General features: G+C 64.7%; 20 protein-coding genes. 16 read left to right on the top strand and 4 right to left on the bottom strand.

Annotated elements, in window-relative coordinates; genetic code table 11:
* Positions 1–81 precede the first annotated feature (81 nt).
* The 10 genes from MMG94_RS07315 (at position 82) to MMG94_RS07270 (ending at position 10,142) form a co-directional block, all read left to right on the top strand.
* The gene (locus MMG94_RS07315; protein ID WP_016921885.1) at positions 82–483 is read left to right on the top strand and encodes an SH3 domain-containing protein; all 402 of its coding nucleotides are present in this window, start codon (positions 82–84) and stop codon (positions 481–483) included.
* A 336-nt stretch (positions 484–819) separates the two neighbouring features.
* Positions 820–2,475 (top strand): cytochrome-c oxidase, cbb3-type subunit I, encoded by a 1,656-nt coding sequence (gene ccoN, locus MMG94_RS07310; RefSeq protein ID WP_020372489.1) that lies wholly within the window; start codon positions 820–822, stop codon positions 2,473–2,475.
* Between the two features lie 10 nt (positions 2,476–2,485).
* Positions 2,486–3,238: a cytochrome-c oxidase, cbb3-type subunit II gene (ccoO, locus tag MMG94_RS07305; protein WP_016921888.1), complete on the top strand. Its 753-nt coding sequence runs from the start codon at positions 2,486–2,488 to the stop codon at positions 3,236–3,238.
* Between the two features lie 4 nt (positions 3,239–3,242).
* Positions 3,243–3,431 (top strand): cbb3-type cytochrome c oxidase subunit 3, encoded by a 189-nt coding sequence (locus MMG94_RS07300; RefSeq protein ID WP_016921889.1) that lies wholly within the window; start codon positions 3,243–3,245, stop codon positions 3,429–3,431.
* Positions 3,415–4,314 (top strand): cytochrome-c oxidase, cbb3-type subunit III, encoded by a 900-nt coding sequence (ccoP, locus tag MMG94_RS07295; protein WP_016921890.1) that lies wholly within the window; start codon positions 3,415–3,417, stop codon positions 4,312–4,314. The genes MMG94_RS07300 and ccoP overlap by 17 nt, the downstream gene beginning before the upstream one ends.
* Before the next feature lie 173 nt (positions 4,315–4,487).
* Entirely contained in the window at positions 4,488–5,939 is a 1,452-nt protein-coding gene (ccoG, locus tag MMG94_RS07290) for a cytochrome c oxidase accessory protein CcoG (RefSeq protein ID WP_016921994.1), read from the top strand.
* 21 nt (positions 5,940–5,960) lie between these two features.
* Positions 5,961–6,494 (top strand): FixH family protein, encoded by a 534-nt coding sequence (locus MMG94_RS07285; RefSeq protein WP_157212460.1) that lies wholly within the window; start codon positions 5,961–5,963, stop codon positions 6,492–6,494.
* Positions 6,495–6,607: 113 nt separating this feature from the next.
* Entirely contained in the window at positions 6,608–8,875 is a 2,268-nt protein-coding gene (locus tag MMG94_RS07280) for a heavy metal translocating P-type ATPase (RefSeq protein ID WP_051001184.1), read from the top strand.
* Entirely contained in the window at positions 8,872–9,027 is a 156-nt protein-coding gene (gene ccoS, locus MMG94_RS07275; protein ID WP_016921991.1) for a cbb3-type cytochrome oxidase assembly protein CcoS, read from the top strand. The genes MMG94_RS07280 and ccoS overlap by 4 nt, the downstream gene beginning before the upstream one ends.
* Positions 9,024–10,142, top strand: a complete 1,119-nt coding sequence (locus MMG94_RS07270) for a hypothetical protein (RefSeq protein WP_016921990.1) — start codon at positions 9,024–9,026, stop codon at positions 10,140–10,142. The genes ccoS and MMG94_RS07270 overlap by 4 nt, the downstream gene beginning before the upstream one ends.
* Here MMG94_RS07270 and MMG94_RS07265 read toward each other — a convergent pair whose 3' ends face one another.
* Positions 10,143–10,589: a cupin domain-containing protein gene (locus tag MMG94_RS07265; RefSeq protein ID WP_016921989.1), complete on the bottom strand. Its 447-nt coding sequence runs from the start codon at positions 10,587–10,589 to the stop codon at positions 10,143–10,145.
* A gap of 287 nt (positions 10,590–10,876) precedes the next feature.
* On the opposite strand from MMG94_RS07265, the gene MMG94_RS07260 reads away from it, so the two are divergent.
* The 5 genes from MMG94_RS07260 to MMG94_RS07240 all read left to right on the top strand — a co-directional run bounded on the left by MMG94_RS07260 (position 10,877) and on the right by MMG94_RS07240 (position 15,175).
* A complete protein-coding gene (locus tag MMG94_RS07260; protein WP_016921987.1) occupies positions 10,877–11,752 on the top strand; it encodes a chorismate mutase in 876 nt (291 codons plus the stop codon).
* A gap of 6 nt (positions 11,753–11,758) precedes the next feature.
* Positions 11,759–12,871 carry a histidinol-phosphate transaminase gene (gene hisC / locus MMG94_RS07255; protein ID WP_016921986.1) on the top strand — a complete coding sequence of 371 codons (1,113 nt, stop codon included), beginning with the start codon at positions 11,759–11,761 and terminating at the stop codon, positions 12,869–12,871.
* Positions 12,864–13,787 (top strand): prephenate/arogenate dehydrogenase family protein, encoded by a 924-nt coding sequence (locus tag MMG94_RS07250; RefSeq protein ID WP_016921985.1) that lies wholly within the window; start codon positions 12,864–12,866, stop codon positions 13,785–13,787. The genes hisC and MMG94_RS07250 overlap by 8 nt, the downstream gene beginning before the upstream one ends.
* A gap of 167 nt (positions 13,788–13,954) precedes the next feature.
* Positions 13,955–14,563, top strand: coding sequence for a response regulator transcription factor (locus tag MMG94_RS07245; RefSeq protein ID WP_016921984.1), 609 nt, complete (start codon positions 13,955–13,957; stop codon positions 14,561–14,563).
* A gap of 174 nt (positions 14,564–14,737) precedes the next feature.
* Positions 14,738–15,175, top strand: a complete 438-nt coding sequence (locus tag MMG94_RS07240; protein ID WP_016921983.1) for a hypothetical protein — start codon at positions 14,738–14,740, stop codon at positions 15,173–15,175.
* 22 nt (positions 15,176–15,197) lie between these two features.
* Here MMG94_RS07240 and MMG94_RS07235 read toward each other — a convergent pair whose 3' ends face one another.
* A complete protein-coding gene (locus tag MMG94_RS07235) occupies positions 15,198–15,521 on the bottom strand; it encodes a polyhydroxyalkanoic acid system family protein (protein ID WP_016921982.1) in 324 nt (107 codons plus the stop codon).
* A 251-nt stretch (positions 15,522–15,772) separates the two neighbouring features.
* On the opposite strand from MMG94_RS07235, the gene MMG94_RS07230 reads away from it, so the two are divergent.
* Positions 15,773–18,124, top strand: a complete 2,352-nt coding sequence (locus MMG94_RS07230) for a sulfatase-like hydrolase/transferase (protein WP_016921981.1) — start codon at positions 15,773–15,775, stop codon at positions 18,122–18,124.
* Between the two features lie 113 nt (positions 18,125–18,237).
* Here the strand turns inward: MMG94_RS07230 and glnA are convergent, their stop codons facing one another.
* Both glnA and MMG94_RS07220 read right to left on the bottom strand, forming a co-directional pair.
* On the bottom strand, positions 18,238–19,647 hold the full coding sequence (gene glnA, locus MMG94_RS07225; RefSeq protein ID WP_026016541.1) for a type I glutamate--ammonia ligase: 1,410 nt from the start codon (positions 19,645–19,647) through the stop codon (positions 18,238–18,240).
* Positions 19,648–19,749: 102 nt separating this feature from the next.
* Positions 19,750–20,088, bottom strand: a complete 339-nt coding sequence (locus tag MMG94_RS07220; RefSeq protein ID WP_016921979.1) for a P-II family nitrogen regulator — start codon at positions 20,086–20,088, stop codon at positions 19,750–19,752.
* Positions 20,089–20,182 lie beyond the last annotated feature (94 nt).

Here is a 20,182-nt window from a genome sequence, read left to right as displayed (position 1 = left end):
ACAATCCGATTTTCCCTTAGATTGGGCTCAGCGGGAAGAATTTGCGATGGCGCACATTCCGGGCGCGGCCGGGGAGACGATATGCGGCGGTTCATTCGCGTTTTGACGACGGTTTTCATTCTTTTGGCGCCGATCGGCGGCGCGCTGGCGCAGATCGTGACGCTGCGCGAACCGGTTGATCTGCGGGCGAAGCCCGGCGCCCGGCGTCCGATCATCGTCACCGTCGCTCCGGGCGGCTCGGTCGAGGTCCTGAAGGACGGGCGCGAATGGGTTCTCGTCGGCTTCGAGGGCCGGCGCTTCTACGCCGCCGCCGCGCAACTCACGAACGCCACGCCGAGCGACGTCCCCTCGGTCGATCCGACCTGCGACTACGGCTATCCCTATTCCGGCAGCGGACAGCTCTTCATGCGTCCGCTCGCGCGATTGCGTCATAGTGAACCGCTGGGATTTTTTCTCGGCTATCACCGATTCTATCCCTGCTGAAGGCGCGCGTCGGCGCTTTGGAAAGCTGCGACATAATCGCGCGAAGACCTGTTTCCGCGCGTCGCTTCTTCGTCGCAAATCTTGGCGACGCGCACTCAAACGCAGGCGGCGCCTAGCGCGATCCGCGTTCCATTTATTTGATCTGTGACAATTGCGCGCAGAAACGCCGCAATGTCGGCTTTCTTGATTCCCGTCAAATTCCTGAGGTTGTTGCGCTGTACAATGCACAGCGTGTCTCAAGTCTGAGCGTAATGAGACTTTGTCACGCTTTTCTAGGCGTCGCCGAGAGTCTCGCATGCGCAAGAACGCCGCGGAAACCTCCAGAGGAAAATAGTCATGGAGCGCCCCCCTCTTATCGCGAAACAAATGACCTTTGGCGAGAAGTCGCTGAGCGCCATTTTCGTCGCCCTGGCGATCGCGACCGCCTTCATCGCGACCAGGGCCTATACCCCCGCTTACGCCTTTCACGCCGCGCTTTTCACGCTGGGCTCCATCGGCGCCGTCGTCGCGATCTTCCTGCGCTATCGCGCGCGAGACGCCGCGCCCGCCCCGCTGACGATCGACGGACGGCCCAACTATAATTACGGGCCGATCAAATTCGCGTCGATCGCCGCTTTGTTCTGGGGCGTCGCGGGCTTCGTCGTCGGCCTCTATATCGCGCTGGAGCTCGCTTATCCGGCGCTCAATTTCGATCTGCCCTGGATCAATTTCGGGCGCCTCCGTCCGCTGCATACGTCGGCGGTGATCTTCGCCTTCGGCGGCAATGTGCTGCTGGCGACGTCCTTCTACGTCATGCAGCGCACGAGCCGCGCCCGCATCGCGGGCGACCTCGCGCCGTGGTTCGTCATACTCGGCTACAACTTCTTCATTCTCATCGCGGGCACCGGCTATCTGCTCGGCGTCACGCGCGGGCATGAATATGCCGAGCCCGAATGGTATGCGATCCTCTGGCTCGTCATCGTGTGGGTGACGTATCTCCTCATCTATCTCTTCACGCTGGCGCGCCGGACGGAGCCGCATATCTATGTGGCGAACTGGTTCTATCTGTCCTTCATCGTGACGATCGCGGTGCTGGTGCTCGGCAACAACACCGAGATTCCGATCTCCATCTTCTCGCCGAAGTCGGTGATCGTCTGGGCCGGCGTGCAGGACGCCATGATCCAGTGGTGGTACGGCCATAACGCCGTGGGCTTCTTCCTGACCACCGGCTTCCTCGGCATCATGTATTACTTCATCCCCAAGCGCACGGGGCGGCCGATCTATTCCTACCGGCTTTCCATCGTGCATTTCTGGTCGCTGATCTTCCTCTATATCTGGGCCGGCCCGCATCACCTGCATTACACCGCGTTGCCCGATTGGGCGCAAACGCTCGGCATGGTGTTCTCGGTCGTGCTGTGGATGCCCTCATGGGGCGGCATGATCAACGGCCTGATGACGCTCTCGGGCGCCTGGGACAAGCTGCGGACGGACCCTGTCTTGCGCATGCTCGTCGTGTCGGTCGCCTTTTACGGCATGTCGACCTTCGAGGGCCCGCTGATGTCGGTGAAGGCGGTGAACTCGCTCTCCCACTATACCGATTGGGGCATCGGCCATGTGCATTCGGGCTCGCTCGGCTGGGTGGCTTTCGTCTCCTTCGGCGCGCTCTACTGCCTGATTCCCTGGGTGTTCAATCGCAAGCTCTATTCGCTGAAGCTGGTGAACTGGCACTTCTGGATTTCGACGATCGGCATCGTCTTCTACATCACCTCGATGTGGGTCGCCGGCATCATGCAAGGCCTCATGTGGCGCGCCTACACGCCGCAGGGCTTCCTCGAATATTCCTTCGTGGAGACGACCGAGGCGCTGCATCCTGAATATGTGATCCGCGCCATCGGCGGCGGGCTCTTCGTCATCGGCGCGCTGATCATGGTCTACAACATCTGGCGGACCCTGGCCTCGCCCGCGCTCGAACCCGCGCAGGACGTCGCCGCGTCGCCCATGCCCGCCGAGTGAGGACAAGAAGATGACTCAATCGACCGAACACGCCTCTCCCGGGGGCTTCCACAAATTCTTCGAAACCAACTCAATCATCCTCATCGTCGGCATTCTGCTGATGGTGTCGGTGGGCGGCATCGTCGAGATCGTCCCGCTCTTCTATTTGAAGAATACGATCGAGAAGGTGGAGGGCGTGCGTCCCTATTCGCCGCTGGAGCTTGCGGGCTACAATATCTATGTCCGCGAAGGCTGCTACACCTGCCATTCGCAGATGATCCGTCCGCTGCGCGACGAAGTGGAGCGCTACGGTCACTACTCGCTCGCGGCCGAGAGCATGTACGACCATCCGTTCCAATGGGGCTCCAAGCGCACGGGGCCTGACCTTGCGCGGGTCGGCGGCAAATATTCCAACGACTGGCAGCGCGATCATCTGCGCAATCCGCGCGCGGTTGTGCCGCCTTCCATCATGCCGGGCTATCCGTTCCTCGCGCAGACGCCGCTCAAGGCCGAGCATGTGGAGGAGCAGATGCGGACGCTGCGCATCGTCGGCGTGCCTTACACCGACGAACAGTTGGAAAGCGCGCAGGCCGATCTCGTCGCGCAGGCCTCGCCCGACGCGCCGGGCGGCGCGGAGATGCAGAAGCGATATCCGAATGCGGTCTCCGCCGACTCGCCGTCCAAATCCGGCGTGACGGAGGAGGACGCGCTCGTCGCCTATCTTCAGCACCTCGGCGTCTCCGTGGATTTCAAGATCTACGACGACAAGGCCAACATCAGGTGACCTCATGAACCCTCGAGCGGTCGAAGCGGCTTCCGTCTATGAAAGCTGGCGATCTTTCGCCGGTTTCTGGGGACTGATCTTCTTCGGCCTGATCTTCCTTGGCGTCGTCGCTTACGTCTTCTGGCCGTCGCGCCGGAAGCAATTCGAACAGGACGCCCAAATTCCCTTCCGAGAGGATGACGACGATGTCTGACGACACGTTCGACAAAGGCAAAGCGAGAATCGACCCGGTGAGCGGCGTGCCGACCACGGGCCATGAATGGGATGGCATCGAGGAGCTGAACACGCCGCTGCCGCGCTGGTGGGTGTGGACGTTCTGGCTCACGGTGATCTGGGGCGTCGGCTACACGATCGCGTATCCGGCCTGGCCGACGGCCGGCGGCGGAACGCAGGGCCTCTTCGCCTGGAACTCACGCACGCAGGTTGCGAGCGAAGTCGCGGATCTGCAGACGACGCGCGGCCCCGTGCTCGACAAGATCAAGGCCGCGCCGCTCGACATGATCGAGTCCGATCCGCAACTTCTCGCGGCGGCGCGCATGGTGGGCAAGGTCGCTTTCGCGACGAATTGCGCGTCCTGCCACGGCGCGGGCGGGCAGGGCGCCAGGGGCTACGCCAATCTCAACGACGACGACTGGATCTGGGGCGGCAAGCTCGCCGACATCAGGCAGACGATCGAGCATGGCGTGCGTTGGGACGCCGACAAGGCGACCCACGCCTCCGCCATGCCGGCCTTCGGCCGCGACGGCGTTCTGACGCCCGAGCAAATCTCGATCGTCGCCGATCATGTGCGCACCTATGCCGAGACGCCCGATTCCGACGCGCCGACGCCGGAAGGCGAGAAGCTTTACGCCGAGAATTGCGCGGCGTGTCACGGCGTCGAGGGCAAGGGCAATCCCGAGATGGGCGCGCCCGCGCTTTACGATCAGGTGTGGCTCTACGGCTCCGACAAGCCGAGCGTCGTCGCGCGCATCGTCAATGGCGGCGGCGCCGTCATGCCGGCATGGAAGGACAGGCTCGACGACACGACGATCAAGGCGCTCGCCGTCTATGTGCATTCGCTGGGCGGCGGGCAGTAAGCGACAAAGTCGCTTTCTCCTTCTCCCGCTTGCGGGAGAAGGTGTCGCGCCGAAGGCGTGACGGATGAGGGCGACCCTCACCCGACCCCCGCTGACGCGGGGGCCACCCTCTCCCGCGAGCGGGAGAGGGAGTCGCGCCCGATGATGCGCAAAGCAGGAAACGAGTTCGTCAGATGTCCAGCGCAGACGCCCAACACCAGCTTCTCGACGAACCCTTCGTCGAAGCCGCGCACAAGGTCTACAATAAAAAGGTCGACGGACAATTCCGCCGGATCAAATGGGGCATTCAATTCGCGACGCTCGCGATCTACTATTTCCTGCCCTTCGTGCGCTGGCATCGCGGCCCCGACGCGCCGAGCCAGGCCGTGCTCGTCGATTTCCCGCATCGGCGCTTCTACTTCTTCTTCATCGAGATCTGGCCGCAGGAGGTCTATTACGTCACCGGCCTGCTGATCCTCGCGGCGCTCATATTGTTTCTGATGAACGCCGTCGCGGGCCGCATCTGGTGCGGCTATATGTGTCCGCAGACCGTGTGGACCGATTTCTACATGACCGCCGAGCGCTGGATCGAAGGTGACGCCCGCGACCGCATGAAGCTCGACGAAGGCCCCTGGACGGCCGGCAAGATCCGCAAGAAGCTCGCCAAGCATTTCGTCTGGATCCTCATCGCGTGGTGGACGGGCGGCGCCTGGGTGCTCTATTTCGGCGACGCGCCGACGCTGGTTTACGACCTCGCGACCTTTCAGCCCGGAGTCGGCCAGGCCTATCTCTGGATCGGCATTCTCACCTTCACCACTTACGTCTTCGCCGGCGTGATGCGCGAGAAGCTTTGCCTGCACGCCTGCCCGTGGCCGCGCATCCAGGCGGCGCTCACCGACGAATATGCGCTGAACGTCACCTATCGCCGCGACCGCGGCGAGCCGCGCATGTCCTTAAAGCAGGCGACGGCCGCGCGCGCCGCCAATCTCCCTTCGGGCGATTGCGTCGATTGCGGCCAATGCGTCGCGGTGTGTCCAACGGGCGTCGACATCCGTAAAGGCGCGCAGCTCGGCTGCATCCAGTGCGGCCTCTGCATCGACGCGTGCGACGGCGTCATGGAGAAGATCCATCGTCCGACGCGTCTGATCGCCTACGACACCGAGATGAATCTCAAGCGGCGGGCCTGCGGCGAGGAGCCGATCTACAAGACGTTCCGCGTCCGGACCGTGTTCTACGCCGCGCTCATTCTCGCCATTGGCGGCTTCATGTCGATTACGCTCGCGACGCGCGGCGACATGTATATGAACGTGCTGCACGACCGCAATCCGCTGACCGTGCGCCTCAAGGACGGCGGCGCGCGCAACGGCTATACGATCCGCTTCGCCAACAAGAAGCCGGAGACCCGGCGTTTCGTCATTGACGCATCGGGCCTAGCGGGCGCGCAGACCGAGGTTGTGGGCGTCGCGCCGGACAGCAAGGGCAAGGTCGTGATCGAGGTCGGGCCGGATCAAACGCGCGAAGCGCGCGTTCTCCTCTCGACCCGCGGCGCGGCCTCCAGCAAGGGGCAGGCCCCCGTTCTCTTCACCGCGACCGACGCCGAGACGGGCGCGTCGGTCGTCGTGAAGGACGTCTTCATCTGGCCGTGAGGGCAACACATGAGCATGTTCATGAGCACGCGCAAACCTCTGCCGGAAAGCGAGCGCTTCTCCGACTATCAAGCGGGCGGCAAGCCGCTCAACGGCTGGAAGGTGCTGGCGATGATGGTCGGCTTCTTCCTCTGCGTCGGCGCCGTCAACGGCGTGATGATCTATAAGGCCGTCAAAACTTTCTCGGGCGAAGTCACGCCACATCCCTACGAGAAGGGGCTCGCCTATAATCAGGATATTGCGCGCGCGCGCGAACAGGCGGCGCGCGACTGGAGGGTCGAGGCGCGCGTGACGCGCCTGCCGACCGGCGAAACGGAATTCCGGGTGACGGCGCGCGACGCCGACGGCGTGGAGATCACGGGCGTCGAAATGAGCGGGCTGCTCGCCGCGCCGGCCGACCTCTCCAAGGATCTGCGCGTGACGCTCGTCGAGACCGCGCCGGGGCGGTTCTCCGGCAAGGTGAAGGCGCCCGCCGGCCAGCGCGATCTCGTTCTCACCGCTTCGCGCGGGGGCGAAGAAGTGTTCCGATCGCGCAGTCGCATCGAGGTTGAATGAAGGGCGGCGCTCGAGCGGGGGCGCACAATCCCTTCCCGTGAAGGGGAGGGGCGTTTACGGCTCATCGGCAGATGGCCGATTATCGCGACAGAGGCGTTAAAAAGGGAACGCGCATGACCGCCGCTTTCGATTTCGGATCGCTCGTGACGCACGGCAAAGACGGCGCCTGTCGCTTCGAGGCGGCCGTCGACGGCATGACCTGCGCCGCCTGCATTGGCGAAATCGAGCAGGGTCTCGCCGATTTGCCCGGCCTCGACCATGCGCGGGTCAATTACGCCGACAGACGCCTGGCGCTCGAATGGCGCGACGCGCGCTTCGACCTCGCCGCCGCTTTCGAGCGCCTGCGCCGCATGGGCTATACGCTTCATCCTTTCGAACTCGCGGAGAGCGAGCGCGCGGAGATCGAGACGTCGCGCTGGCTGCTGCGCTGCCTCGCCATCGCCGGTTTTGCGGCGATGAACATCATGCTGCTGTCCGTCGGCGTCTGGGTCGGCGAGGGCGGCGGCGACATCGATCCGGCGACGCGCGATCTGTTTCACGGCGTCTCCGCGCTCATCGCGCTGCCGGCCGCGGCCTTTGCGGGCCAGCCATTCTTCAAGAGCGCCTTTGCGGCGCTGCGCGCCGGGCGACTGAACATGGACGTGCCGATCTCGCTCGGCGTGCTGCTCGCGCTCGCAATGTCGGTCTATGAGACGCTGACGCATGCCGAGCACGCTTATTTCGACAGCGCGACCATGCTCCTGTCCTTCCTGCTGCTCGGCCGCTTTCTCGATCACGCCATGCGCCGCAAGACGCGCGCGGTCGCGGCCAATCTCGCGGCGTTGCGCGCGCCGCTCGCCTGCCGCCTGTCGCCTGACGGCGGCGAGACTCTCGCGCCGCTCGCCAAAATCGCGCCCGGCGACATTGTGCTCGTGCGGCCCGGCGAACGTTTGCCCGTCGACGGCGTCGTCGCGACGGGCGCCTCGCAGCTCGACGAAAGCCTCGTTACGGGCGAGACGCGGCGGCGCGCCGTCGCCGCTGGCGCGCAGGTCTATGCCGGGAGCCTGAATTACGACGGCGCGCTCACGATCCGCGTCGAGGCCGCCAATGGCGCGACGCTGCTCGACGACATTGAGCGCCTCCTGGAAAAGGCGACGAACGCGCGCTCGCGCTATGTGCGCCTCGCGGATCGCGTCTCGCGGCTCTATGCGCCCATGGTGCATCTTGCGGCGCTCGTCACCGCGCTTTTCTGGATGTGGCGCGGCGCGAGCCTGCACGACGCGCTGATCACGGCGATCTGCGTGCTCATCATCACCTGCCCCTGCGCGCTGGCGCTGGCCGTCCCCGCCGTGCAGGTCGTGGCGAGCGGCGCGCTCTTTCGCGCAGGCGTCTTGCTCAACAGCGCCGACGCCATCGAGCGTCTGGCGGAAGCCGATACGATCGTCTTCGACAAGACGGGCACCTTGACCGCCCCCGAGCCGCGCGTCGTCAATGCTGCGGAGATTGACGCGAAGGTGATGGACATCGCGGCGCGGCTCGCCCGCGCCAGCAGCCATCCGCTCGCGCGCGCCGTGGCGCAGCAGCGTCCGCATGCGGCGGCGCTGGAGGCGCGCGAGGACCATGGCCTCGGCGTCGCGGCCATGGTCGAGGGCGTCGAAGCGCGGCTCGGCGCCGCGCGCTTCTGCGGTCTCGAGCGACAGGCCGCCGAATTTGGCGCATTCGACGCGGAGGTCTCGCTCGTCGCTTTCCGGCATGGCGATGCGACCGCGCTCTTTAAGGTGCGCCAGACTTTGCGCAGCGATGCGGTCGAAACGATCGCGGAACTGAAGGCGCGCGGCTTCGCGATCGAAATACTCTCGGGCGACCGCGTCGAGGCGGTCGAACGGGTCGCCGCCGCGCTTCGTGTCGAGCAATGGTCCGGCGGCTTGAAACCGGCGGAGAAAGTCGCGCGACTCGACGCTTTGCGCGCCGAGGGCCGGAAGGTTCTGATGGTCGGCGACGGACTCAACGACGCGCCCGCGCTCGCTTCGGCCCATGTTTCGATTTCGCCGATCGACGCGACGCAGATCACGCAAGCCGCCGCCGACGCCGTCTTTCTCGGCGAGCGCCTCGCGCCGGTCGTCACGACGCTCGATCTCGCCCGCAAATCGCGCGCGCTGATGCGCGAAAATCTGGCGCTGTCGGTGATCTACAACGTCTTCGCCGTGCCGCTCGCCATGGCGGGCTGGCTCACGCCGCTGATCGCGGCGGCGGCGATGTCGGGATCGTCGATTCTCGTGACGTTGAACGCCTTGCGCGCCGGGCGCGCGCCGACGGCGAAGGCCGATCCTCACGCGGCCGCCCCACCGCCGCCGTCTCTTTACGGGAGGGGCGAGCCCCCTGAACTGGAGGCCGCGGAATGACCGTCCTTCTGTTCCTCATCCCGCTGGCGCTGCTTCTCGGGCTCGGCGCGCTCGCCGCATTCCTCTGGTCGCTCAAAAGCGGCCAGTTCGAGGATCTCGACGGCGCCGCGCATCGCGTGCTCATGGATGACGATGTGGAGAAAGATAAGTGAGCCTTGGGACGGAGCGTGGATTTGCGGACCTGCTGGCGAAAGGCGCGTCGCGGGATGACGGCGTCGATATGCGCGCCGGTCAGATCGTCTGCGCCTGTCCCGCCTCGCTTCCGCGCGCCGGCGTCACCGACAATCGCCTGACGCTCGCTATGGGCTTTGGCCTCGCCGTACTGGCGCAGGCGCTCGCGCTCACCGTGTTGCCGGAGGAGAGCCGCCTGTTGGCGCCGACGATCGAGCGCGTCGGTTGGCCATTCGCGCTGCTGCTCGTCGGGGCGGCGCTGGCGAGCTTTCCGGCGGCGCTGCTCGTCGATGGTTTCGGACGGCGCGCGGCCTTCGGGCTCGGCGCGTCGCTCGGCGCGGCGGGCGGCGCGCTGGCGGCGTTCTCCATTGCAAAAGCCAATTTTTTCGGCCTCTGTCTCGGCGCTTTCTGGCTCGGCCTCGCGCAGGGCTTTGCGCTGTTCTATCGCCATATCGCCGCACAGAGCGCGCCGCGCGACGGGCTCGTGGTCCTCGCCGGCGGCGCGGGCGCGGCGCTGTTCGCGCCTTTCTTGGTCTCTCTCGCCGCGACGCCGGGCGCGACGCTTCTTCTCGCTTCCGGCCTTCATATCGGCGCGCTCGCGCTCTCCATTCGCATGCCGCATATGATCGCGGGCGCGGCCATCGCTAATAAATGTCGCGTCGACGCGCGCTTTCTTCTCGCCACGACGGCTGGCGCGATCGCCTGGTCCGTCATGTCGGCCGGCATGCTGCACGGGCCGCTGACTCTCGCCGTCTGCGCGGCGACGCCCGCCTTCATCGGCGGCGCCATGGGTTGGCATCTCTTGTCGATGTATGGACCGTCCGCGCTCGCCGCGCGCAGGCCGGAGCTTTTTCCGCCGACAGCCGCATTGGGCGCGGGCCTCGCCGTCTTGGCCGCCGGATGGACGGCGGTTCACTCAGGCGCGTCGGTTGCGGGCGTCGCCGCCGGTTTGATCGCGATCGGCGTCGGCTGGGGCGTCGTCAATATCGGCGCGCTGCGGCTGCTCCATGAGGGCGCGCGCCCATCGCGCGCGGCCCTCGCTTTTCACGATCTCTGCCTGCTCGGCGCGGCCGCGGCCGGAGCGCTGATCGCCTGATCATTTGTCGTGGTGGTGGTCCTCCGGCACGGGCGTGATCGAGCCCTTGCCTTCCGGCAGCGTCGCCGGGAGCAGTTCGAAATTCAGCAGCACGACGGGCGCGGAGCCGACGACGCTCGATTCATGGGTCACGGCGCCTGTCTCGGTGAAGCAATCGCCGGCTTTGTAGATCGTCGTCTTTCCCTCGATCTCATATTTCATCTCGCCCGACTGCATGCAGCGCAGGCCGGGGCCGAGATGGTGATGCGCATGCATGTAGCCGCCCGGGTCCATGGTCACCTCCGTGACGCGGATGCGGTATTTGCCGTTGAGCTCCGAGAGATGGCCGAGCTCCGCGAGTTCGGCTTTCACCTTGGCGTGAAAGCCCTTGAGGTCGACGCCGTCCGAGCGGGCGGCGGTCGCGGCGAAAAGCAAGAGCGAGGCGGTGGCGGCGTGAAGCAGGCGCATGTCGTTTCCCCTTGATCAATGCCGCGCAATTTATCTCGCCGCCGCCAGGGGACGGAAGCGACCTTGTCACGCCCGCGCAGGAGAAAGCCCATGGGGCCCAGCCGACCAAGGCGGCCGCGTAGACAAAGGGGGTGATGAAGTCGCCGCGAGCGCCAGGGAAATCAGGCCTTTCCCGTTTTCCGGGAAGTCGAGAACCGCTACCCGACCGCCGGAGAGGCGGCGGCGCGCGCATCCGGGCCCCAAACGCCCCCTTCACTCTCGCGCTTTGCTGCCCTAAGAGAGGCGCCATGCGCGATACGCCCCAGCCAACCCTCGCCGTCGATCTCGCCGAATTGCGCGGCGAGATCGACCGCATCGATCTCGACATGCACCGTCTGCTGATGCAGCGCGGCGAGATCATCGACCGGCTGATCGCGGTCAAGCGGGCGCAGGGCGGCGGTTGCGCCTTCCGGCCGGACCGCGAGGCGCAGATGATGCGCGCGCTGGTCGAACGCCATAGCGGCCTGCTGCCCGTCGACGCCGTCGAGGGCGTCTGGCGCGTCATCGTCTCGACCTTCACCTATGTGCAGGCGAATTACTCGGTCCATGCCGACGATTCCGGCGGCGACGCGCAGATGCGCGACAGCGCGCGGTTTCATTTCGGCTTCACCGTGCCTTACGTTCCGCATCACGGCGCCGGCGCGGTGATCGACGCGGTCGCGGGGTCTCGCGGCGATCTCGGCATGTTGCGCGCGACGGGGGCGCTCGCCGACGGCGCATGGTGGGTGCGTCTCATCGGCGAAAGCGCGCCCAAGATCATCGCGCGGCTGCCCTTCGTCGAGCGGCCGGATCATCCGGCGGGACTGCCGGTCTTCATCGTCGCGCGCCCCGCGGCCGACGCGGCCTCGCGCGACATCATGCTCTATGCGATCAACCTGCCGCGATGGTCGCATTCGATTCCCGCCGTCGTCTCGGGGCTGGAGGGCGAAATCCTCGCCAGCGCGCCCCATGCGGGCGGTCTGTCCCTGATGGTCGCCGCGCCCGGCCGCACGGAGGCCGCGCGTTTCGCGCAGGAGCTGACGGCGGCGGGCGTCACGGACGCCAGGGTGGAGCCGATCGGCAGCCATGCCGAACGCTACCAACTCACCGAAGCGCGCAGCGGCGTCTTTGCGCCGAGGAGCTAAGATAGAATGATGCGTCCCGTTCCCCGCCCCGGCTTGCTGGCGATCGACGCCTATGTTCCCGGTAAGAGCGCCGCGCCCGGCTCCGGCCGCGTTTACAAGCTTTCGGCCAATGAGACGCCGCTCGGCCCGTCGCCCGCCGCCATTGAGGCGCTGCGCGACATGGCGCATGAAATCGCCATCTATCCCGAGGGCTCCTCGCGCAAACTGCGCGAGGCGATCGGCGCGCGCCACGGGCTCGATCCGGCGCGGATCATCATGGGCGCGGGGTCCGACAATATTCTGGAGTTGCTCGCGCTCGCCTATATCGGCCCGGGCGACGAAGCGATCTACAGCCAATACGGCTTCCTCGAATATAAGATCGTGACGCTCGCCGCCGGCGGCGTTCCGGTCGTCGCGCCCGAGACGAATTACATTGCGAGCGTCGACGCGCTGCTGGCCTGCGTTACGGAGAAGACGAAGATCGTTTTCCTCGCCAATCCGAACAACCCAACGGGCAGCTATCTGCCAGCCGCCGAAGTCGCGCGGCTCGCCGGGAGCCTGCCGCCGCAGACTCTGCTCGTGCTCGACGCCGCCTATGCGGAATATGTGACCAATGCGGATTATGAAGCTGGCGTCGCGCTTGTCGATGCGCACGACAATGTGGTGATGACGCGCACCTTCTCGAAGATCTACGGGCTTGCGGGGCTGCGTCTCGGTTGGGGATATGGGCCCGCGCATGTCATCGACGCGCTGAATCGCATCCGCTCGCCCTTCAACGTGTCGAGCGCGGCCTCCGCCGCCGGAATCGCCGCGATCGACGACGCAGCGCATGTTCAAGCGGCGATCGCGCATAATTCGAAATGGCTGCCTTGGCTGGCGCGCGAGATATCGGCCTTGGGGCTGGACGTGCTGCCGAGCGTCGCGAATTTCATCGCGATTCGTTTCCCGACGACGCCCGGCCGCACGGCGGCGGACGCAGACCGTTTCCTCACCGCGCGCGGCCTCGTGCTGCGCGCCGTCGGCGCCTATGGCATGGGCGAGTTCCTGCGCCTCACGATCGGTCCTCAAGAGGCGAACGAAGCCGTCGTCGCGGCGCTCGCGGAATTCATGCAGGAAGCGAAAGCCGTCGCGAATGGCTGAACCGATCGTCCAACGGGTCGCGCTGGTCGGCGCGGGCCTCATCGGCTCGTCCATCGCCCGCGCCGCGCGGGAATATGGCGCCGCGCGCGAGATTGCGATCCTCGACGCCTCCGACGCGGTGATGGCGCGGGTGCGCGAAATCGGCATTGCGGACGAAGCGAGCGGCGATCCCGCAAAGGCGTTGGCGGGCGCCGATCTCGTCATCATCTGCACGCCTGTCGGCGTCTGCGAAACCGTCGCGCAATCGATCGCGCCATTTCTCGAGACGGGCGCAATTCTCTCAGATGTCGGCTCGGTGAAGAGCGCCGTCGTCGCGCAGGTTGCGCCGCATGTGCCGGAGGGCGTGCATTTCATCCCCGCGCATCCCATCGCGGGCACGGAATTTTCCGGCCCCGACGCCGGCTTTGCGACGCTTTTTCAAAACCGTTGGTGTCTCTTGACGCCACCCGAAGACGCGGATGCGGCGGCGGTCGAGACGCTCGGCGCGTTCTGGACGCGCATTGGCGCGAAGGTCGAAGCGATGAGCGCCGATCACCATGACAAGGTGCTGGCGCTCACAAGTCATCTGCCGCATCTCATCGCCTATAACATCGTCGGCACGGCCGAGGATTTCGGCGAGCAGACCCGATCCGAAGTCATCAAATTCTCGGCCTCGGGGTTTCGCGACTTCACGCGCATCGCCGCCTCCGACCCCACAATGTGGCGCGACATTTTCCTCAATAATCGTGAGGCGGTGCTCGAAATGCTCGGCCGCTTCAACGAGGATCTGAGCGCGCTGCAGCGCATGATCCGCCGCGGCGACGGGCAAGGGCTTTTCGACTTCTTCGCCCGCACGCGCGCCATCAGGCGCTCAATCGTTGAGCAGGGGCAGGATACGGCCGCGCCGGATTTCGGCCGCCGGGACAAATCCGCTTAGCGACGCTCTCCAGAACAGGATGCGATTTCTTGCCGGCGCGCCGTTTCGCGCGGAACGGCTCCCGCCCGCTGGAACAATTTGACTCCCGTCACCAAAATTATTCTTCAACTCAAGCGGGCGTATATGCTAAAGCGTAAGCTTAAAGCGGCGGCATTTCAGGATGGGTCATGCCGACTGTTTCAGTCATTGCCGAAAATTCGCGGGAGCGTAACGAGCTGGCCAAGCTCCTCTCGCGAGAAGGCGTCGTTGTAGACGTTTTCTCAGAGATTTCAGCTTTCCTGCAAAACAGGAGGGAAGCGGCGGACTGTCTTGTTCTCGACCTCGACAATCCCTGCGACGTAACCCGGTCGCTGTTCCAGCTCAGGGACGGCGACGTCGAAGCGCCGCCGGTTGTCGTTCTCTCGCCCCGCGCCGCGGTTTCGCTCGCCGTCCATGCGATGAAGGCGGGAGCCGCCGACTTTCTCGAAAAGCCGATCGACGCGTCGCGCCTTCTCGGCGCCGTGCGCGCGGCGATCGAGGCGAGTCGCCCGCGCAGCGAAAGAGCCCGGCGCAAGAGGGATTTGATCGCCCGTTATCACACGTTGAGCGCGCGTGAGCGCGACGTCGTGGGCGCCGTGCTGGGCGGCAGGGGCAACCGCGAAGTCGCGTCGCAGCTTGGCATCAAGCTGCGCACGGTTGAAACGCATCGCTCCAATGCGATGAACAAGCTGGGCGCGCGCACGCTGCCCGATCTCGTCAAGATCTGGCACGATATCGAAACCGAAGCGACGCCTTGAACGGCGTTTGAATCGCGTGGCGTCAATCCATGGAGAACTCGCGCCAGAACTCTTTTCAAACGAACGATTAGGTAGATTCCCTCAATTGAGCGAAACGCCCGCAGAGTCTAGGTTTTCCGCCAGTTTCGCGGCGTCGCCGCGGCGTAGCGTTCAATGCGTTTCGGGGGAGTAGGCATGACCGAACTCGGCAAATTTGGGATCGCGCTGGCGTCGAATGAAATTGTCCTCAGCGCGGCCGTGACCCCCATGCATCGCAGCTTGCTCGCGAGCTATCGCATGAACGCGCATCGGGGAGAAAACTCCGCGCGGGACCTCATCGTGCGAGACCTTCGCAGCTTTCTTGATCTCGGCGCGCTCGATCGCGCGACCGACCTGTTGATCGTCTTGGCCCTCTTCACGCGCGAAACGACGCGCTGCGAGCGCCGCTTGACCTTCGCCACGCGCCGTCAGCGCGACGCCATTGCGTTTCAGCGCTGGCGCGGCGCGGCGCGCGCGCATTACGCGGTGGGCAAGACTCGCAGCGCGGATGGGCCGAACGGCAAAACGCCCAATCTGCGGCTCGTCGCGCCGGATGGGGTGTGCGAAACGATCGAGGACGAAGAGTGCGTGTAGAAAGCCCTGCGCCCTGCCGGCGTCAGGATTTCTTGGCGCCGATGCGCAGGACGTCATTGGCGTTGTGGGAGATGAAGCCCTGAAGCGCGCCTGAGAGCTTGGCGAGAAGCCAGGGCAGTTGCACCTCGATGCGAACCAATTCCGGAAGCACCGTCATCTGAGCGGTCGCGGTCTGGCCCAAGGCGGCGACGCGCACAGTCGCGACGTCGCCCGACCAGATCACTTCTGATTGGGCGACCTTATCGACATATTCGCGCTGCAGCGCCTCGATCCTTTCGGCGAGTCGCTTCCTGGCGGTCTCGACGCCAAGATTATGCGGCACGGTGACGGTGATCTTGTTCGACATGGGCGCGTTCTCCGCTCGCCGCCCTGATGTAGGCGCCGCTCGCGATAAAAGAAAGCGGTCGCCGGCGCAGGAAAGTGGGGCTGATGCGCGTCCGGTCGGGGATACAGGCGCTAAAATCACGCTCGCGTTCTTAACGCCCGCTTATCCGCAAAGGCGACTTTCCATATTTGAGCCTTTGCTAAGTTCTTGGCAGAAGTTGTTTTTTCAAGGACATTTTCTCCCGGTCGCCCGTCGATTCGGAGCCTTGGTCCATGCGCTTTTCAGACAGCCTTCTTTTCAGTCGTCCCATCGCCGTCTTCGCCGCCGCGATGGCGAGTCTCGCCGGAGGGGCTTCGGCGCAAAGCATCGGGCAATATCCTCCATCGTCGTCACGCCTGCCGAACATATTGATGATTTTGACCGACGATGTCGGCATCGATCAGATTCGCACCATGGGCTATGGCGGCGTCACAGCCCCGCCGACGCCGAATATCGACGCGATCGCCAATGCGGGCGTGCGTTTCAGAGATATGTGGGCGATGCCCGCCTGCTCCACGAGCCGCGGCGTCCTCTATACGGGCCGCTATCCGTTGCGGACGAATCTCTACGCGGCCCTGGGTCCCTCCGACCTCGCCAACTCCATGATTTCGCCCTGGGAGGAGACGCTGCCCAAGCTGATGAAGCGCGCGGGTTACACAAACGCGCTCTTTGGAAAATTCCATGTCGGCCTTCAAGGCAACGACCCCTTCAAGCTCGCAATGCCGGCGTCGCTCGGTTGGGATTATTTCTCCGGCTGGCTGGATGAGACCGGCGATCCGTCCTCCATCGACACGACGGCCGGCGGGGTCGGCGCGCAGGGTCAATATGTCTGGGGCTATGTGCCGGGCTCCAGGAATGGCGGGGCCGATTTCGGGGCCTGCTACGCCCCCAATCTGACATGCCGCGCGATGAGCGCCTCCTATGGCGATAAAAATCCCCCGGGCCGCGCCTGCCGCGACGATGGCGGCATCTTCGTTCCCGGCGTCAGCTGCCAGGGATCGACGCCGGCCAATCTGCTGTTCGGCACGTTGAGCGCGCATTACGTCTCGCCGCTCGTCATCAATCGCGGCGCAACCATCGAGCAGCCGCCGCCGACCGATCAACGCGCGCGCACCTATCGAAACATTCAGGCGACCAATGACGCGATCGCCTGGATCCGTCAGCAACAGGGCGGCGGACGTCCATGGATGGCGACGCTCGCGGTCGCCACCGTCCACACGCCGCTGCAGGCGCCGCCTTTATCGCGCCTGCCGGCGAATGCGCTCGACACCAACGGTCTCGACCCCAGCAATCCGACGACAGGTTTCATTCTCTCCAACCAGATGATCGAGGCGATGGATGCGGATGTCGGGCGGCTTCTGACGGAGACGGGGCTGGCGGCGCGGAATGCGATGGGAAAGCTGCATTTCCAGCTCGAGGCCGCCAATACGATGGTCATCTATGTCAACGATAATGGCTCGCTCGGCTCCACGGTGCGGTTGCCCTTCGACGCCACCCGCGCGAAGGGCACGCCCTACCAAACGGGCGTATGGACGCCCCTCGCCATTGCGGGCCCGCTGGTCAATCAGCCAGGGCGCTCCGTGACGTCGATGGTGAATATCGCTGATCTTTACGAACTCTTCGGCGAAATGGCGGGACTGAACGTCCATTCCATCGTCACGCGCAAGCTCGACTCCCGGCCGATGCTGGCTTATCTGCGCAATCCGGGCCAGCCAGAGATCCGCCAATCGAACTTCACGCAGGTCGGACCGAACATTCAGGCCAATGGCGGCGTCAACGGCCCGTGCCAGTTCGCCAATAGCTGCTCGCAGATTCCCGTGACGAAGAGCGTCTGCGAAGACAATGGCGGCGTCTGGTTCGGGCAGGGCGCGACGGGGACCTATCCGACGTCGGGCGGAACGCCGATCCCGACCGAAGGCTTCACCTATTGCTGTCAGGTGCAGGTCTGGCTCAACGACAATGGGTATGAGCCGACCAAGGTCAATCCGGAGATCGGCGTCGCGCTCCGCAATGCGCTGGGCTACAAGCTCGTGCGCAACAACATGAAGAATTACAGCACGGCGACCAATAGCTGCGTCGAAACGACCTCGGACGAGCTTTATTTCGTTGACGAGTCCGTGCCTGTTCCGCTGATCGACAAGGAAGAGCGGCTGATCCCGACGCCCTATAACGCGTTGCAGCAGCAGAACTACGACGCTTTGTCGAAGGAGCTCGACGCGATCCTCGCCTCGCAGCCCGCCTGTCCCGGCGACGGCAATGGCGACGGCGTCGTGAACCAGCAGGACGTCTCCGACTATAATTGGATGGCGAGCCTCTCGGGCGGCGCGTCGAGCTGGTACGACGTCAATCGGGACGGGCTGACCAATTCGGCCGATTTATCCATCATCCAGGCAAATCTTGGAACGGTTTGCGGCGCGCGCGCCGGTATCGGTTCGACCAGCGCAGTCCCGGGAATCTTCGCCAATAGCGGCGCCGGCGCCGCTGGTTCGGGCGGAGCGTCAGGGGGCGGCGCGGCGGCCTCGCATCCGGCTCCGGCTGCGCCGCCGTCGGGCGCGCCCCTGGGAACCGCGCTTCGCGCCCACTGATCAGCGCGGCGTCGCGCGCAATCAGACGCCGATAAAAAATAAGGCCCGGGAGCGAAAACTCCCGGGCCAGATTTTTTATCGCGTCGCGCGGCGGCTCCGCGCGTTCGCGTTCCTTAGTAGGAGTAATAGAGGTCGAATTCGACCGGATGAGGCGTCATTTCGTAACGCATCAGCTCGGTGTATTTCAGGTCGATCCAGGCCTGGATGAAGTCTTCGGTGAACACGCCGCCATCGAGCAGATAGGCGTGGTCGGCCTTCAGCGAGTCGAGGGCTTCGCGCAGCGAGCCGCAAACCGTCGGGATCGCCTTCAGCTCTTCCGGCGGCAGATCGTAAAGATCCTTGTCGGCCGGCGCGCCCGGATCGATCTTGTTCTTGATGCCGTCGAGGCCGGCCATCAGCATGGCCGCGAAGGCGAGATAGGGATTCGCCGTCGGATCGGGGAAGCGAACCTCGACACGCTTCGCCTTCGGGCTGTTGACGAAGGGGATGCGGCAGGAGGCCGAGCGGTTGCGCGACGAATAGGCGAGCAGAACCGGCGCCTCATAGCCCGGGACCAGACGCTTGTAGGAGTTGGTCGACGGGTTGGTGAAGGCGTTCAGCGACTTGGCGTGCTTGATGATGCCGCCAATATACCACAGGCATTCCTGCGACAGGCCGGCATATTTGTCGCCGGCGAAGACGGGCTTGCCTTCGTTCCAGATGGACTGGTGGACGTGCATGCCCGAGCCGTTGTCGCCGAAGACCGGCTTCGGCATGAAGGTCGCCGTCTTGCCGTAGGAATGCGCGACCTGATGGATCGCGTATTTATAGACCTGAAGATGGTCGGCGACGCGAACGAGCGTGTCGAACTTGAGGCCGAGTTCGTGCTGGGCGGACGCCACCTCATGGTGGTGCTTCTCAACCGCGACGCCCATGGCCGCCATGGCGGCGAGCATCTCGGAGCGCATGTCCTGGGCGGAGTCGACCGGCGGAACCGGGAAGTAGCCGCCCTTGGTGCGGACGCGGTGGCCGAGATTGCCGCCTTCATAGGCGGTGTCGGAGTTCGACGGCAGTTCGGAAGAGTCGAGCTGGAAGCCCGTATTGTAAGGGTCGGCGGAGAAGCGGACGTCGTCGAAGACGAAGAATTCGGCTTCCGGACCGAAATAGGCGACGTCGCCGAGGCCGAGCGTCTTGATGTGGGCCATCGCCTTCTTGGCGATCGAGCGCGGGTCGCGGGGATAAGGCTGGCCGGTGGTGGGCTCGACGACGTCGCAGACGATGACCATCGTCGGCGCGGCGAAGAACGGGTCCATGGTGACGGTCGCGAGATCCGGGATCAGCGTCATGTCGGACTCGTTGATCGCCTTCCAGCCGGCGATCGAGGAGCCGTCGAACGCGATGCCTTCGGTCAGGGCTTCCTCGTCGACGATCGACACGTCGAAGGTGACGTGCTGCCACTTGCCGCGCGGATCGGTAAAGCGGAAGTCGACGTATTTAACGTCGTTGTCCTTGATCTGCTTGATTACGTCCTTGGCCGTTGTCATGTCGATCCTTGCCTCTTCCTTGGTTTTGGCGGCGTTGGCCTGTGGCGTTTCGGCGCGGCGAAACAGTTTTTCGAGGAAGCTCATTTTGGTGGGCTCGAAAAGCTAGATGGCGTCCGCGCCGGTTTCTCCGGTGCGGATTCGAATCGCGCCCTCGATATTGGAAACAAAAATCTTGCCATCGCCGATGCGGCCCGTCTGGGCGGCCGTGCGAATGGCCTCGACGGCGCGATCCACGGCCTCGTCCGCAAGAACGATTTCGATTTTCACTTTCGGCAGGAAATCAACGACATATTCGGCGCCCCGATAGAGTTCGGTGTGCCCTTTCTGGCGGCCGAAGCCCTTCGCCTCGGTGACCGTGATGCCCTGCAGCCCCGCCGCCTGCAGCGCCTCTTTCACTTCATCGAGTTTGAAAGGCTTAATGATCGCCTCTACTTTTTTCATCGCTTATCCCCGCTGCGTCCAAGCTCCCGCCCGCCCGCGCGCGTCGCTTCCGCAGACGCCGCCGAGCTTCTACCATCTGAGCGATTTCCACGCC

The sequence above is a fragment of the Methylocystis parvus OBBP genome (genome assembly GCF_027571405.1).
GTDB classification, from domain to species: domain Bacteria; phylum Pseudomonadota; class Alphaproteobacteria; order Rhizobiales; family Beijerinckiaceae; genus Methylocystis; species Methylocystis parva.
The sequence above is the reverse complement of the archived record's forward strand: the minus strand, read 5'-3'. Positions and strand labels throughout refer to the sequence as shown.

What these genes read in the sequence shown, in the direction of transcription:
- MMG94_RS07245 (WP_016921984.1), top strand. Translation starts at nt 13,955, where the DNA reads ATGCCGACTGTTTCAGTCATTGCCGAAAATTCGCGGGAGCGTAACGAG.
- MMG94_RS07240 (WP_016921983.1), top strand. Translation starts at nt 14,738, where the DNA reads ATGACCGAACTCGGCAAATTTGGGATCGCGCTGGCGTCGAATGAAATT.
- MMG94_RS07250 (WP_016921985.1), top strand. Translation starts at nt 12,864, where the DNA reads ATGGCTGAACCGATCGTCCAACGGGTCGCGCTGGTCGGCGCGGGCCTC.
- MMG94_RS07235 (WP_016921982.1), bottom strand. Translation starts at nt 15,521, where the DNA reads ATGTCGAACAAGATCACCGTCACCGTGCCGCATAATCTTGGCGTCGAG.
- glnA (WP_026016541.1), bottom strand. Translation starts at nt 19,647, where the DNA reads ATGACAACGGCCAAGGACGTAATCAAGCAGATCAAGGACAACGACGTT.
- ccoG (WP_016921994.1), top strand. Translation starts at nt 4,488, where the DNA reads ATGTCCAGCGCAGACGCCCAACACCAGCTTCTCGACGAACCCTTCGTC.
- MMG94_RS07230 (WP_016921981.1), top strand. Translation starts at nt 15,773, where the DNA reads ATGCGCTTTTCAGACAGCCTTCTTTTCAGTCGTCCCATCGCCGTCTTC.
- MMG94_RS07300 (WP_016921889.1), top strand. Translation starts at nt 3,243, where the DNA reads ATGAACCCTCGAGCGGTCGAAGCGGCTTCCGTCTATGAAAGCTGGCGA.
- MMG94_RS07265 (WP_016921989.1), bottom strand. Translation starts at nt 10,589, where the DNA reads ATGCGCCTGCTTCACGCCGCCACCGCCTCGCTCTTGCTTTTCGCCGCG.
- ccoS (WP_016921991.1), top strand. Translation starts at nt 8,872, where the DNA reads ATGACCGTCCTTCTGTTCCTCATCCCGCTGGCGCTGCTTCTCGGGCTC.
- MMG94_RS07315 (WP_016921885.1), top strand. Translation starts at nt 82, where the DNA reads ATGCGGCGGTTCATTCGCGTTTTGACGACGGTTTTCATTCTTTTGGCG.
- MMG94_RS07260 (WP_016921987.1), top strand. Translation starts at nt 10,877, where the DNA reads ATGCGCGATACGCCCCAGCCAACCCTCGCCGTCGATCTCGCCGAATTG.
- hisC (WP_016921986.1), top strand. Translation starts at nt 11,759, where the DNA reads ATGATGCGTCCCGTTCCCCGCCCCGGCTTGCTGGCGATCGACGCCTAT.
- MMG94_RS07220 (WP_016921979.1), bottom strand. Translation starts at nt 20,088, where the DNA reads ATGAAAAAAGTAGAGGCGATCATTAAGCCTTTCAAACTCGATGAAGTG.
- ccoP (WP_016921890.1), top strand. Translation starts at nt 3,415, where the DNA reads ATGACGACGATGTCTGACGACACGTTCGACAAAGGCAAAGCGAGAATC.
- ccoN (WP_020372489.1), top strand. Translation starts at nt 820, where the DNA reads ATGGAGCGCCCCCCTCTTATCGCGAAACAAATGACCTTTGGCGAGAAG.
- MMG94_RS07285 (WP_157212460.1), top strand. Translation starts at nt 5,961, where the DNA reads ATGAGCACGCGCAAACCTCTGCCGGAAAGCGAGCGCTTCTCCGACTAT.
- ccoO (WP_016921888.1), top strand. Translation starts at nt 2,486, where the DNA reads ATGACTCAATCGACCGAACACGCCTCTCCCGGGGGCTTCCACAAATTC.
- MMG94_RS07280 (WP_051001184.1), top strand. Translation starts at nt 6,608, where the DNA reads ATGACCGCCGCTTTCGATTTCGGATCGCTCGTGACGCACGGCAAAGAC.